Genomic DNA, 13,115 nt, shown 5'->3' with positions numbered 1-13,115 from the left:
ATTTACAACGACCTAGTAGCCCCGCCTTTTCGATCTTAGCTCTATCCTGCGACCCTTTGATGAACAAGGCCAAATCACCAGCTATCATCGCTAAATACTGTCTCTTGACCGCACGCGCCATTATCAGCAAAGGGGCGCGATGAAAGATAAATCCGCTCCGCGCTCTGAAACCGCTGACTTCATGGTCTTCCTCGTAAAACTGGCTTTGTTCGTCATAATTTTGCGCAGCTTCATCGTCTCGCCTTTCAATATCCCTTCGGAATCCATGCAGCCGCGTCTGATGGTCGGGGATTATCTGCTCGTCGCGAAATGGCCCTATGGTTATTCCAAATATAGCATGCCGTTCGGTGTTCCTGTCATTCCAGGCAGAATATTAGCCAACACGCCTGAGCCCGGTGATGTAGTCGTCTTCAAGGCACCGCCCAGCGGCACTGATGATTATATCAAACGGGTTATCGCTCTATCCGGTGATATTGTTCAGGTGACCAACGGTGTCGTTTCGATCAATGGTGCTGAGGTCCAGCGCAAGAAGATTGACGATTATGTACATGCTGTGTCTGTCAACAGCCCCTGTTATGCCACATATTTTGAAACAACCAATGCCGATGGCGAACGAATTTGTCGTTATCCTCAGTTTGAAGAAACACTACCCAACGGCAGAAAATACAAGGTACTCGACGTCAACGAAGCATCCGAAGGCGACAATACAGAGACTTTTGTTGTACCAGACGGACATATGTTCCTGATGGGTGACAATCGTGATCGCAGCGCCGATAGTCGTTTTCCTGCAATAGAAGGACAAGCTATTGGTATGGTCCCACAAGAAAATCTGGTAGGACGTGCGCTGGTTTCGGTCTTCTCGACCGACGGGTCTGCCGAGTGGATCAAACCATGGACTTGGTTTAGCGCGGCGCGGTGGGGGCGTATTGGAGAGGGCTTTGAATAAACCGGAATTTCTGGATTGGCTGACCAAATTAACCGGGAAGAAACCCGGTGACGAGACGCTTTATATCCGTGCAGTGACCCATGGCAGCTTTGGTGATGACGACTATCAGCGTCTGGAATTTCTGGGTGACCGTGTCTTGGGACTCACCATAGCGGCGCAACTTTACAAACAGTTCCCGAATGAACCGGAAGGCAAGCTGTCTCAGCGGCTCAATGGACTAGTCTCGGGCAAAGTCTGCGGAGAGATTGCGCGAGACACCGGAGTTTCCACTCATTTGTTACTTGGTAAGCAAGCACGAGATGATGGCGCCCGGCAGAGCGCCAAGGTCTTGGGTGACGTTATGGAGTCTTTGATTGGAGCTGTTTATCTTGATCATGGGATGGACATAGCGAAAGACTTCATCCTCAAACATTGGGGCGGACGGATCTCCGGCATGGCGAAGGATGTCCGGCATCCCAAATCCGCGCTACAGGAATGGGCCGCGGCACATAATCGCAAGATGCCCGTTTATCAGCTGGTTGAGAAAGCTGGTCCGCATCATGATCTGCGCTTCACAGTGAAAGCCAGTATCAATAAGGTGGGTGAAGTGGAAGCAACGGCTTCCTCGATTCAGACCGCCGAGACAACCGCTGCAAAACTGTTTCTGGAAAAATACACATGACTCAAAAATGCGGTGTAGTGGCGCTGATCGGCGCGCCCAATGCAGGTAAATCGACGTTGATCAACGCCCTTGTTGGTCAGAAGGTGGCGATCACCAGTTCTAAGCCACAAACGACGCGTACTCGGCTGCTAGGTATCGCGATTGAGGATGAGGCGCAGCTGCTCCTCGTCGATACGCCTGGTATTTTTGAACCGCGCCGCCGACTTGACCGCGCGATGGTCTCTGCCGCCTGGGATGGTGCAGAAGATGCCGATATCATCGTTATGCTGGTGGACTCGCGTGCGGGTCTTGGTCCCAAAGTCACGTCGATTGTGGAACGCATCAAGCACCGTCCGGAAAAATTGATTCTGGTAATGAACAAGGTCGACATTGCAGCGAAGGACAAATTACTCACCCATGTCACCAAGTTAAATGATTTGTGCGGGTTTAGTGAAACGTTTTTTGTCAGCGCCAAAACCGGTGATGGGCTCGACGAGCTCAAGTCCTTTCTGGTCGACGCGATGCCTGAAGGCCCGTGGCATTTTCCCGAAGATCAGGTGTCGGACGTTAGCGAAAGGCTTTTGGCGGCCGAGATTACCAGGGAACAGGTTTTCCGCCAGCTTCATGCGGAGTTGCCTTATGCGACAGCCATCGCGATGGAGCAATATAAGGAACGTCCAGATGGCTCGTTGGAAATTCACCAGCAAATCCTAGTAGAAAAGCCAACCCAACGCGCGATCATTCTTGGCAAAGGCGGTCACCAGATCAAGGATATCGGTGCCAAGGCCCGGGCCGAACTATCCGAAATATTGGGTAAGACCGTCCATCTCTATCTTCACGTCAAAGTCAGCGCGAATTGGGATGAAGACAAGAGCCTCTATCAGGATATGGGATTGGATTGGGTTAAATAGGCGCAGATGTCGAATATTCGCCGCCTGGTCTAGTAACGTTCGATATATCTAATCTGGGTAAAGCTGTTGTCATTATGCGCCTCAACCACACAGTTGCGGCCCCCGGCTTTGGCCTCGTACAACGCCGAATCAGCGCGGCGTAAGGCCATGGCAAAACTCTCGTCCTGGAGTATCACGGCTAAACCAAAGCTGGCTGTTATTCGATCTTCAGGCGCAATCTCGGGGTGAACGATCATCCCGATCGATAACCTCAGATGTTGCGCCACGATCAGGCGATCTCCCGACGTTACTCTGTCGAGGATTACAATAAATTCTTCGCCGCCGATGCGCCCTACCTTACCCAGATTACCAGTCACTCTCTGTAGAACCGATGCGGCTCGTGTGAGTACATTGTCACCGGTTTCATGGCCAAAATTGTCGTTTACCTTCTTGAATTCGTCGAGATCGACAATCATTACCGCACGGTCTGTCATCGCGTTTTTGCCGAGTTCTTTGCTGATAAACTGATCGAGTCCACGCCGGTTCATAAGGCCGGTAAGCGGGTCGGTCGTGGTAGCCAGTTGATATTTGAGGATAATGTTATGACCGACTACTATCAGCATCACGACACCGCATGCCAGGCCGCAAATGGCACTCGAGGCGTGCAATGCCATAGCATAAACGGACCCCTGATAATTGGCGGCAGTGTGTGTCGCATCAAGGACTCCGTAAATCACATATGGTCGTAGGAAATATATGAAACACAATGCTGCGATCAGAAAGAACATGATGTTGTCAAGCACGCCGCTGCGCTTCTTCCAGAACAGCGGTAGCGCACAGGATAATATCAACCCCGCAGTCAGGGACGAGAAAATTGACCGCATGATGATATCAGGGCCAACGAAGCTAAACCAGAGTAATGGTATAAGTCCAACGCTTGCTATCCCGCCAATGGCGATCAGTGGATACCGCGCTCTATAGTGTGAAAAAATTGCCAAAATCAGGCCTATGCTGAAGCACCAGAACAGCAGTTTGGCCACCATATCCGAAATAACAGGATCCAAAAATGATCGACTGATATCTACCAGAAACGCCCCAAGGCCGCAGAGATAGGCGAAGGCAAGCCATCCCGCCATATGCTGCTTGCGATCATATAGATAGATGACCGCAAACACCGTGGCAAACAATGCCAGAATCACAACCATCAAGCTGCGGAAGATAAGGTTCGCTTCAATCATCCGATCATTGGACGGAAAAACAGGGTTCTATTTAAGGGACGGCAGATACCAATCCTAAAGGTGGAGCACGTCCTTAAAGGCGTTTCGCAATCCATCGTACAATTAGACGAAATCGCCCCTTAAGATAGTAAACAGACGACCGTTATAAATACAGTGTTTCAGGACTTCGATCATAGCAACAATGGCGGCGGCCCTCGCACAACAATTGAGCCACTCTTTTTATCCACTTCAGAATAAGGTAAAATTAAATGGTCGGTAATGTTCAAACGGCTGAGTTTGGAGCCTTTAATGGCAGCAACGGGAAAATCGACCAGGAACGTCGGAAAAAGGAACGTCAGCTCACTGTTTTTCGCCTGGCAAAAATCGTATCGGGCACGGCTGAAGGTTGGGGCTTCATAAAGAATATCTCGGGAAGCGGCGTCATGATCGAGATACATCCCAGCTTTGAAATGGGAGACACCGCAACAGTTGCTTTGACTGATGACGTGGCACTTACCGGGAGCATACGCTGGCGCAAAGACGCATTGGTGGGCATGCAATTCCAAAATGAAATCAACGTGAATGAACTGCTCGCAAGCTTGCGGGTCCACAATAAGTACCAACTCTCTCGGTTGCCGCGGGTGCACATGCGGCAAGCCATAGTTTTCAGGATCGGTTCAACTTTGGTCAAAGCCGAAATCTGCGATATTTCACCCGCCGGAATCCGGATTGATGCTGATTATCTGTGTGAAGTTGGCAATCAACTGACATTGGTGGTTCCACAATTGGGTGACATAACCGGTACCGTCAGGTGGCAAAAAGGATCGGAAATCGGGATTAAATTCCATAAACGGGTTTCCGTTCCCCAGATTACCGATTGGTTGGCGAACTTTTATACCACGGAAACAAAACCTGAATCAGGGCGTGGGGTTGAACTGGGTTAAGGGACTTTGGGCTTTCTCAAGGATGTTTGCTTTATCTTGAAAGCGGACATTGAACGCTAAGTTTAGACTGTCGACATTCCGCTCATCGCAATTGTTTAACTGCAATAACGTAGACATGCGTTTCAGGATATTGATCAAGTTCCATGTGCATCAGCGACAAGCCGTTGTCCAAGAGGACTCGGATGTTTTCAGTTATCCCGATCGTGCTGTAATAAAAAGTGTCGTTACACCATTCACTTTCGCCACCGCCTGACCCATCCCCAAAAGTATATATCAACACTCCATTCTCGTTCAAAAGCTGGCATAGCTTTGTAAGAACTGGCTTTTGCATGTCGAGAGGTAGATGAAAAATACTGTCCCAAGCAACGATGAAGTCGAACTTTTTTGATGTTTCCCACGAATTGATGTCTTGATGAATAAAATCTTCTTCAGGATGATTTTGCGAAGCGAGTCGTATCATTTCTTTGGATACGTCCAGACCGGTAACCTTGTATCCATTTGATTGCAAAATACGGATAAACCGCCCGCCAGCTCCGCATCCTACATCGAGAGCTGAACCGCCATCTGGCGCAAAACCAATCGCCCTTTTGAACTGTTCCACTCCGTAGCTGGAACTATTGTGACGATCATTCCACCACTGTGCAATTTTGTCATACTTTTCGCCAAGAACCGAGGGTTCCATAATCTTGCATCCTCAACCATGTTGTGCATGCAGAGAACGCCGCTATTCCGCTTTTGCCTTCGCTGCCGCCTTTTTAGCCGCTGGTTTCTTCTTCGCTGCGGTTTTTTTCTTCGCCGCAGCCTTCTTCTTAGGCGCCGCCTTCTTCCTGCGTTTTTTAGCTGGGCCTTTCGCCGCGCGATCATCAATCAACTGCGCCGCTTCTTCCAGTGTCAGCTGGTCCTTGTCCACCGTCTTGGGCAGCGACGCGTTGGTTGTGCCATCGGTGACATAGGGACCATAGCGGCCATCCATCAGCTTGATTTCTTCTTCGGTGCGCGGATGTTTGCCCATGATCTTTAACGGCTCAGCGCCTCTGCGGCTGCCTTTACCGTTTTTCGCTGCATCTGCGAGCTTCGCAACCGCCGCGTTCATACCGATTTCAAACACCTCCATAGTATTTTCAAGCCGTGCGGACTTGCCGTCGTGGCTTAAATAGGGACCATAGCGGCCTATCTGCGCGTTGACTTCCTTGCCCGTCTCCGGGTGCATGCCGACTTCGCGTGGCAGGGAAAGCAGTTTTAATGCCCATTCCAGGCCAAAATCTTCCGCCGGCACATCTTTGGGAATAGAAGACCTTTTTGCTTCCTTACCCTCGCCGCGCTGGACATAGGGGCCGAAGCGGCCGACCATTTTGGTGATTTTTTCATCCGTATCGGGATCGATGCCCAAGTCCTGCGGGCCTTCGTCCTCGTCAGCATTGGCTCCGCCGCCTTGGGCAAAACGGCGCGTATATTTGCAATCAGGATAGTTGGAACAGGCTACAAAGGCCCCGAAGCGGCCACCGCGCAAGGCCAGCTTGCCCTCGTTACAGCGAGGACATAGGCGCGGATCGCTGCCGTCTTCTTTTTCCGGGAACAGATAAGGCTCCAGAAATTTGTCGAGTTCCGCCGTAACTTCGGACGGCAGTTTCTCCATGACTTCGGCTGTCTTGGGTTTGAAATCATGCCAGAAGGCTTCGAGAATCTTCTGCCATTCTGCACGGCCGCCACTGACTTCGTCCAGCTCATCCTCCAGCTCTGCCGTATATTCATAAGCGACATAGCGTTGGAAAAATCTTTCCAGAAAACCTGTTAAGAGGCGCCCGCTTTCCTCTGCAAAGAAACGATTTCCTTCGGTTCGGACATAGGCTCGATCTTTGAGCGTTTTGATGATCGAGGCATAGGTAGAAGGACGGCCAATGCCGAGTTCTTCCATCTTCTTGACCAGGCTTGCTTCGCTGTAACGCGGCGGAGGTTGGGTGAAATGCTGATTGGCTTCGACGGATTTTTTCGCTGGGCTGTCACCTTTGGACATAGCTGGCAACAAGCCGCCATTTTCATCTTTGCTGTCGTCGCGGCCTTCTTCGTAAAGTGCCATAAAGCCAGGAAATTTCACAACCTGCCCGGTTGCGCGCAGACCGGTCTGACCGGTACCGTCGAGCATATCGATCGTCGTGCGTTCCAGACGTGCGGCGGCCATCTGGCTGGCCATGGCGCGTTTCAGGATCAGGCTGTAAAGCTTCGCATGATCACCGCTGCCCACACTGTCGCGGGTAAAGCTGGTTGGACGGATGGCTTCATGGGCCTCCTGAGCGTTTTTGGCTTTGGACTTGTAGACACGGGGTTTGTCCGGGACATAGCTGGCGTCATAACGATCGGAAATCGCCTTACGCGCGGCAGAAATGGCGCTGTCATCCATTTGTACGCCATCCGTACGCATATAGGTAATCGCGCCATCTTCATAAAGCTGCTGAGCAATCCGCATGGTGTGGCTTGCCGAATAGCCGAGTTTACGCGCCGCTTCCTGTTGCAAGGTTGAGGTTGTAAACGGCGGCGGCGGATTGCGGGTAAGTGGCTTGGTTTCAACTGTTTCAATCGTGAACAGGCCGTTTTCAACCGCTGTTTTGGCAACAGTTGCTTCGGCCTCGTTGGACAGATCCATCTTGCCAAGCTTTTTACCCTGATGGATAGTCAGGCGGGCTTCAAATGCCTGACCACCCTGCTCCATCTGCGATGTGATCGACCAATATTCCTGTGGATTAAAAACCTCGATTTCGCGCTCGCGCTCGACAATCAAACGCAGTGCGACCGACTGGACGCGACCAGCGGATTTGGCACCGGGTAACTTGCGCCACAATACCGGTGACAGCGTGAAACCGACAAGATAGTCCAATGCGCGGCGGGCACGGTAAGCGTCGATCAAATCGTCATCCAGCGTCCGCGGATGAGCCATGGCCTCGGTAACTGCCGATTTCGTAATTGCGTTAAACGTCACGCGATCCACTTTTTCGGGCAGTGCTTTTTTCTTCTTCAGAACCTCAAGCACGTGCCAGCTAATCGCTTCTCCTTCCCTATCAGGGTCAGTTGCGAGAACGAGGCGGGTCGCCTTTTTGGATTCGTCGGTAATCGCTTTCAGCTGCTTGGTCTTGTCCGAATAAGGCTGCCAGACCATGGAAAAACCATCGTCCGGGTCAACCGAGCCATCTTTGGGCGGTAAGTCGCGGATATGGCCGTAAGAAGCCAGTACCTTGAAATCCGAACCCAGATATTTTTCGATTGTTTTCGCTTTGGCGGGTGACTCAACGATTACTAATTGCATATTTTCCGATTTTCATTTGTCTCACGTATACGCGCGAGGCTGTTGCACAGGTTAGACGTTCGTCAAGCCCTTGATCGACGAAAATGCCATTTAGCCGAATTTTGAAGGATTTCAACTAGGCAAACTTACGCGGGCACCAGCATGGCGGGTCAATCGACCTGCCAGCTCAAGCTCCAGCAAAATCATCTGTACCGACGAAGCGGATAGGCCGGATTGCCGGACCAGCTCATCCACTGATACCGGCGTCATGCTCAGCAAATCGGCTAGAGCCTGCCGTGCTGCGTCATCAATGTCTTCAGGCGGTGTTTCCCTGAACTTCGCTCCATCACCTGTACTGTCAAACAGATCATAGGGCATGTTTGCGCCCGCTGCCTGGTCATCAAAATGACTGATGAGCTCCAGAACATCTTCCGCCGACTGAATAAGGATGGCACCCTCCCGGATCAGGCCGTTGCAACCCCGGGAGCGTGGATCAAGCGGTGATCCGGGAACTGCCATGACATGGCGTCCCGCCTCGGATGCCAGACGCGCTGTAATCAAGGAACCGGACTTCGGCGCGGCTTCAACAACCACTGTGCCTCTTGTCAATCCGGCGATGATACGGTTGCGATAGGGAAAATGCCTTGCCTTGGGCTCGGTGCCGGGCGGTTGTTCTGCAATCAGCAGGCCATCTCGCGCGATCTGTTGTTGCAGCGCTTCGTTTTCGGGCGGATAATGAACATCTATCCCGCCAGCGATGACCGCGACAGCCGATTTGGCAAGCGACCCCTGGTGTGCCGCGGTGTCTATTCCCCTCGCCAGACCGGAAACCACCGTTATGCCTTCCGACATAAGTGCGTTCGCAAGGTCTCTGGCAAAGCGGCATGCGGCGGCAGAGGCATTGCGGGCGCCGACGATTGCAACGGCGGGATGGCCGAGCAGGGAGAGGTTACCACGGTAAATCAGCGCGGGTGGCGCGTTGCTCAGTTCCGCAAGCAGAAAGGGATAGTCGGGGTCGCCCAGAAAAATATAGCGCGCTCCGAGTTTTTGAACCCTGTCCATCTCCCGTTTGACAGCGCCCCGTTCAGCAAGGCGCGGCGCCCTGCCCCCGCCTCGTGCTGCCAGTTCGGGAATCATGTCCAGCGCCTTCGCGGCGGAGCCATAGCGGTGGATCAACTGAATATAGCTGACCGGGCCGATATTGGCGGATCGAATCAGCCGCAGCCGATCAAAATCGTCATTCATCTTACATACCGTGTAACGGTTAGGGGAAGTCAGGAGGCTCCGACTTTGGGTTCTTCGCCTGCTAATAGTCGCTCGACATTAGCGCGATGCTTCCAGATTACAAGTAATGCGAAACCTATAAACATCGGGGTCCATGAATAATGGGCGGTTATTACAGCGGCTATAGGGACTGAGACGGACGCCAGCATGCCACTGACGGAAGAATAGCGCAGAATTACTAGGGCTGCGATCCATGTAACGGCAAAGACTATACCCAATATAGGGTCTAATGCGGCAACAATGCCCAGCAAGGTCGCAACGCCTTTGCCACCTTTGAATTTCAGCCAGACAGGGTAGAGGTGCCCCAAAAAAGCACCCATTCCGGCCAATACGCCCAATCCGTCCGAAAAACTCGCTGCAACAAGCACTGCCGCGGCCCCTTTGCCAACATCCAGCAACAGCGTCAGCGCCGCAATCGCCTTGTTACCAGTCCGTAAAACATTGGTCGCACCAATATTCCCTGACCCAATCGTCCGAAGATCTCCGCTGCCCGTTAACTGTGTTAACAGCAGGCCAAAGGGTATCGATCCCAGCATATAACCGAAGAAAACAGCCAAAATTGGTTCAATCCACATGGATTGCATCGTACCAAATCCCCTTTGATTTCCGAGGGCTATCTGTAAGAAAGCCTTTGAGCAAGGGTTTTGCGTTGTAAAAACAGGTAAGATCAACCAGTTGTAAGATCAATCGATGCGGTTGAAGAACGCGTTTACCTTAGTTAAGGGCCGAATAATGACAGGCAATCAAGCAAACATGTCCGGCCCGCTTCTATTTTTCGATACAGGCATAGGAGGACTGTCGGTCCTTCGTGAAACAAAGAAATTGTTGCCTAAAGCGCCCATTATCTACGCGGCTGACTATGCAGGTATGCCTTATGGCATGAAATCTGAAGACGAGCTTTCTACGAGAATTCCTCTTTTGCTTGGCCGGCTTGTTGAACGCTACAAACCGCAATTGGTCACGATCGCATGCAACACTGCGTCCACCATCGCGCTTGATGTGGTTCGATCTGTCCTCGACATTCCGGTCGTGGGAACGGTCCCTGCGATAAAGCCAGCCAGCCAAATGACGAAAACCGGAGTTATTGGCCTACTCGGCACGCGCGCTACGATTCGTCAGCCCTATGTCGATCGTTTGGCCTCAGAATTTGCAGCTGACAAAAAATTGATACGATTTGGCGCTTCTGATCTGGTGCATGCTGCCGAAGCAAAACTGCGTGGTGAGGTACCCGATAGCACCCTTATTGAGGCCGCGGTTGCGGGCTTGACCGAACAACAGGATGGCGAAAAGATAGATACGGTCATTTTAGCCTGTACTCACTTTCCATTGGTGCAAACGGAATTGCAAAAATCTTTTGTAAGAGACATTCAATTTATCGATGGTTCACAAGGAATTGCGAGACGAATTGCATATCTTAGTCGCGGCGTCAGTTGGCCAAAAACCTCTGAAAACGGTGTGTTTGTGACGACTGGTGATTTGGAGAAATTGCCGCCTTATCAAAATAGCTTGGATGAATTTGGGCTCACAAAACTGGAAGCCTTATAGCGAAATAGCTTATTGCGAATGGTTCGCGCTGGAAATTCGTTGAAAAGGCCGTTATTGGGCTTTTTTGAGGGATCGCTTGATAGAAAAATGACACAGGAAATGGTGTAAAGTGAACTACGATAAGGTTTTTTCTCAAGCGATTGATCGCCTTCATAGTGAAGGTCGCTATCGTGTTTTTATCGATATATTGCGAAACAAAGGGACCTTTCCCAACGCGCGCTGCTTCGCGCACCATAATGGCCCAAAGCCGGTTACTGTCTGGTGTTCCAATGACTATCTGGCTATGGGTCAGCACCCGGATGTCATCTCTGCAATGGAAGAAGCTTTGCATGATGTGGGCGCCGGTTCAGGCGGCACTCGCAATATCGGTGGCAATACGCACTATCATGTTCAGCTGGAAAGTGAATTGGCTGATTTGCATGGAAAATCTGGTGCGCTGCTCTTCACATCCGGTTATGTTTCAAACGAAGCCACTCTGTCGACGCTGACCAAAATTCTGCCAGGTTGTATTATTTTCTCCGACGAATTGAACCATGCATCGATGATTGCAGGTATCAAGAATAGCGGCTGTGAGAAACGCGTGTTTCGTCACAATGATCTGGAGCATCTTGAAGAGCTGTTGGCTGCGGAAGATCCAGACGCTCCCAAGCTGATTGCCTTTGAAAGCATCTATTCTATGGATGGTGATGTAGCACCATTACATGCTATCTGTGATCTGGCTGACAAGTATAATGCACTTACCTATTGTGATGAAGTCCATGCTGTAGGCATGTACGGAAACCATGGCGGCGGCATTTCAGAGCGGGACGCAGCGGCAGACCGTATCACAATTATCGAAGGTACGCTGGCCAAGGCAGTAGGTGTGATGGGTGGCTACATTACCGCCGATCAAAAGATTATCGATGTAATCCGGTCATACGCACCGGGTTTTATTTTTACCACCAGCCTGTCTCCAGTTCTTGTTGCAGGCGCCTTAGCAAGTGTGCGGCATCTAAAAAAATCAAATGCAGAGCGTGATGGCCAGCAGGCGGCAGCGCAATTGCTGAAAACCATGTTCTCTGACGCGGGTCTACCTGTGATGGACTCTACCACTCACATAGTCCCGCTGTTGGTGGGTGATCCAGTCAAAGCCAAGAAGATCAGCGACATCTTGTTGGCTGAATATGGTGTTTACGTTCAACCCATCAATTATCCAACGGTTCCAAGAGGTTTGGAGCGCTTGCGCTTTACGCCTGGCCCGGTCCACACTGAAGAAATGATGGCCGAGCTTACCAAGGCTCTGGTTGAGATCTGGGGCAGAATGGAATTGCAACTCGCAGCCTGATTGCGTTGCACTGGAACTTTTTGAAGTTCTGGCGCTATAGATGGGTATGATCAAATCATCCCATTGGATAGAACCCCACCCGCATGGCATCTATGTCAAACCCGCAGATGCGTGGATTGATCCTTCCCGCGCGGTTTCACGTGCGTTGGTCACGCACGGCCATGCTGATCATGCGCGAGGTGGTCATGAAAAGGTTTGGGCTACTCCAGAGACTCTGGCAATCATGAATCTCCGTTATGGGACTAACGAAGGCCAGCCAGTTCCCTATGGCGAAGGAATCGAACTGGGCGGCGTTAAGATAAGTTACCATTCTGCAGGGCATGTTCTGGGGTCCGCGCAAATATTGATGGAGTATCAAGGTGAGCGGGTTGTTGCGACCGGAGACTATAAACGCCGAGCGGATCCGACCTGCGCTCCTTTTGAGGTAATACCCTGTGATATTTTCATTACCGAAGCCACCTTTGGACTCCCTGTTTTTAAGCATCCAAGCACAGATGTAGAAATCCAGAAATTACTGTCTGCAAAAAAAGCTCATCCTGAGCGTTGCATACTCGTTGGCGCATATGCGCTGGGCAAGGCGCAACGGGTCATTGGGGAGTTAAGAGCCGCGGGATATAATGACACAATCTATTTGCATGGTGCCCTGGAAAAAATGTGTAAGCTTTATGGGGAGCTTGGCGTCGATCTGGGAGACATTCAACCGGTCATGGAGACCGAAAAAGAAGTCATGCGCGGACAGATCATACTCGCTCCGCCTTCTGCTCTTAACGACCGCTGGAGCCGCCGGTTACCGGATCCGGTAACTGCTATGGCGTCTGGTTGGATGCGCGTCCGGCAAAGGGCCCGCCAACGCAATGTAGAGCTACCCATCATCATGTCAGATCATGCCGATTGGGATGAACTGACCCAGACTATCAAAGATGTATCTCCTACGGAAACTTGGGTGACACATGGCCGTGAAGATGCACTGGTCCATTGGTGTGCCCTGAACCAGATCAAGGCAAAAGCATTGGAGCTCGTGGGCCGCGAAGAGGAAGATGACTGACAC

The 13,115-nt window shown here is 51.3% G+C and carries 12 protein-coding genes; 7 read left to right on the top strand and 5 right to left on the bottom strand.

Annotated features, from left to right (window positions below):
- Positions 1 to 139 precede the first annotated feature (139 nt).
- The 3 genes from lepB to era are packed head-to-tail and all read left to right on the top strand — an operon-like array spanning position 140 to position 2,497.
- Positions 140 to 946 (top strand): signal peptidase I, encoded by an 807-nt coding sequence (gene lepB / locus AC6I9Z_RS11545; protein WP_461455973.1) that lies wholly within the window; start codon positions 140 to 142, stop codon positions 944 to 946.
- Entirely contained in the window at positions 939 to 1,607 is a 669-nt protein-coding gene (gene rnc / locus AC6I9Z_RS11540) for a ribonuclease III (RefSeq protein ID WP_461455972.1), read from the top strand. The genes lepB and rnc overlap by 8 nt, the downstream gene beginning before the upstream one ends.
- Positions 1,604 to 2,497 (top strand): GTPase Era, encoded by an 894-nt coding sequence (era, locus tag AC6I9Z_RS11535; protein WP_461455971.1) that lies wholly within the window; start codon positions 1,604 to 1,606, stop codon positions 2,495 to 2,497. The genes rnc and era overlap by 4 nt, the downstream gene beginning before the upstream one ends.
- A 29-nt stretch (positions 2,498 to 2,526) precedes the next feature.
- Here the strand turns inward: era and AC6I9Z_RS11530 are convergent, their stop codons facing one another.
- Positions 2,527 to 3,714 carry a GGDEF domain-containing protein gene (locus AC6I9Z_RS11530; protein ID WP_461455970.1) on the bottom strand — a complete coding sequence of 396 codons (1,188 nt, stop codon included), beginning with the start codon at positions 3,712 to 3,714 and terminating at the stop codon, positions 2,527 to 2,529.
- 248 nt (positions 3,715 to 3,962) lie between these two features.
- Between AC6I9Z_RS11530 and AC6I9Z_RS11525 the strand changes: the two genes are divergently transcribed.
- Positions 3,963 to 4,637, top strand: coding sequence for a PilZ domain-containing protein (locus tag AC6I9Z_RS11525; protein WP_461455969.1), 675 nt, complete (start codon positions 3,963 to 3,965; stop codon positions 4,635 to 4,637).
- Between the two features lie 82 nt (positions 4,638 to 4,719).
- Here AC6I9Z_RS11525 and AC6I9Z_RS11520 read toward each other — a convergent pair whose 3' ends face one another.
- The 4 genes from AC6I9Z_RS11520 to plsY all read right to left on the bottom strand — a co-directional run bounded on the left by AC6I9Z_RS11520 (position 4,720) and on the right by plsY (position 9,782).
- Positions 4,720 to 5,319: a class I SAM-dependent methyltransferase gene (locus AC6I9Z_RS11520; RefSeq protein WP_461455968.1), complete on the bottom strand. Its 600-nt coding sequence runs from the start codon at positions 5,317 to 5,319 to the stop codon at positions 4,720 to 4,722.
- Between the two features lie 42 nt (positions 5,320 to 5,361).
- Positions 5,362 to 7,935 (bottom strand): type I DNA topoisomerase, encoded by a 2,574-nt coding sequence (gene topA, locus AC6I9Z_RS11515; protein ID WP_461455967.1) that lies wholly within the window; start codon positions 7,933 to 7,935, stop codon positions 5,362 to 5,364.
- Between the two features lie 111 nt (positions 7,936 to 8,046).
- Positions 8,047 to 9,159 carry a DNA-processing protein DprA gene (dprA, locus tag AC6I9Z_RS11510; RefSeq protein WP_461455966.1) on the bottom strand — a complete coding sequence of 371 codons (1,113 nt, stop codon included), beginning with the start codon at positions 9,157 to 9,159 and terminating at the stop codon, positions 8,047 to 8,049.
- A 29-nt stretch (positions 9,160 to 9,188) separates the two neighbouring features.
- On the bottom strand, positions 9,189 to 9,782 hold the full coding sequence (plsY, locus tag AC6I9Z_RS11505; protein ID WP_109356996.1) for a glycerol-3-phosphate 1-O-acyltransferase PlsY: 594 nt from the start codon (positions 9,780 to 9,782) through the stop codon (positions 9,189 to 9,191).
- 148 nt (positions 9,783 to 9,930) lie between these two features.
- On the opposite strand from plsY, the gene murI reads away from it, so the two are divergent.
- The 3 genes from murI to AC6I9Z_RS11490 all read left to right on the top strand — a co-directional run bounded on the left by murI (position 9,931) and on the right by AC6I9Z_RS11490 (position 13,112).
- A complete protein-coding gene (murI, locus tag AC6I9Z_RS11500; protein ID WP_461455965.1) occupies positions 9,931 to 10,743 on the top strand; it encodes a glutamate racemase in 813 nt (270 codons plus the stop codon).
- Positions 10,744 to 10,852: 109 nt separating this feature from the next.
- Positions 10,853 to 12,067 carry a 5-aminolevulinate synthase gene (gene hemA / locus AC6I9Z_RS11495; RefSeq protein WP_461455964.1) on the top strand — a complete coding sequence of 405 codons (1,215 nt, stop codon included), beginning with the start codon at positions 10,853 to 10,855 and terminating at the stop codon, positions 12,065 to 12,067.
- Between the two features lie 40 nt (positions 12,068 to 12,107).
- On the top strand, positions 12,108 to 13,112 hold the full coding sequence (locus AC6I9Z_RS11490; RefSeq protein WP_461455963.1) for a ligase-associated DNA damage response exonuclease: 1,005 nt from the start codon (positions 12,108 to 12,110) through the stop codon (positions 13,110 to 13,112).
- Positions 13,113 to 13,115 lie beyond the last annotated feature (3 nt).

It is taken from the genome of Parasphingorhabdus sp. (assembly GCF_059726685.1).
Note: the sequence above shows the minus strand (reverse complement) of the source record. Positions and strands in the feature narration are given on the sequence as shown.

What these genes read in the sequence shown, in the direction of transcription:
- AC6I9Z_RS11490 (WP_461455963.1), top strand. Translation starts at nt 12,108, where the DNA reads ATGGGTATGATCAAATCATCCCATTGGATAGAACCCCACCCGCATGGC.
- plsY (WP_109356996.1), bottom strand. Translation starts at nt 9,782, where the DNA reads ATGCAATCCATGTGGATTGAACCAATTTTGGCTGTTTTCTTCGGTTAT.
- topA (WP_461455967.1), bottom strand. Translation starts at nt 7,935, where the DNA reads ATGCAATTAGTAATCGTTGAGTCACCCGCCAAAGCGAAAACAATCGAA.
- AC6I9Z_RS11530 (WP_461455970.1), bottom strand. Translation starts at nt 3,714, where the DNA reads ATGATTGAAGCGAACCTTATCTTCCGCAGCTTGATGGTTGTGATTCTG.
- dprA (WP_461455966.1), bottom strand. Translation starts at nt 9,159, where the DNA reads ATGAATGACGATTTTGATCGGCTGCGGCTGATTCGATCCGCCAATATC.
- AC6I9Z_RS11520 (WP_461455968.1), bottom strand. Translation starts at nt 5,319, where the DNA reads ATGGAACCCTCGGTTCTTGGCGAAAAGTATGACAAAATTGCACAGTGG.
- AC6I9Z_RS11525 (WP_461455969.1), top strand. Translation starts at nt 3,963, where the DNA reads ATGGTCGGTAATGTTCAAACGGCTGAGTTTGGAGCCTTTAATGGCAGC.
- murI (WP_461455965.1), top strand. Translation starts at nt 9,931, where the DNA reads ATGACAGGCAATCAAGCAAACATGTCCGGCCCGCTTCTATTTTTCGAT.
- era (WP_461455971.1), top strand. Translation starts at nt 1,604, where the DNA reads ATGACTCAAAAATGCGGTGTAGTGGCGCTGATCGGCGCGCCCAATGCA.
- lepB (WP_461455973.1), top strand. Translation starts at nt 140, where the DNA reads ATGAAAGATAAATCCGCTCCGCGCTCTGAAACCGCTGACTTCATGGTC.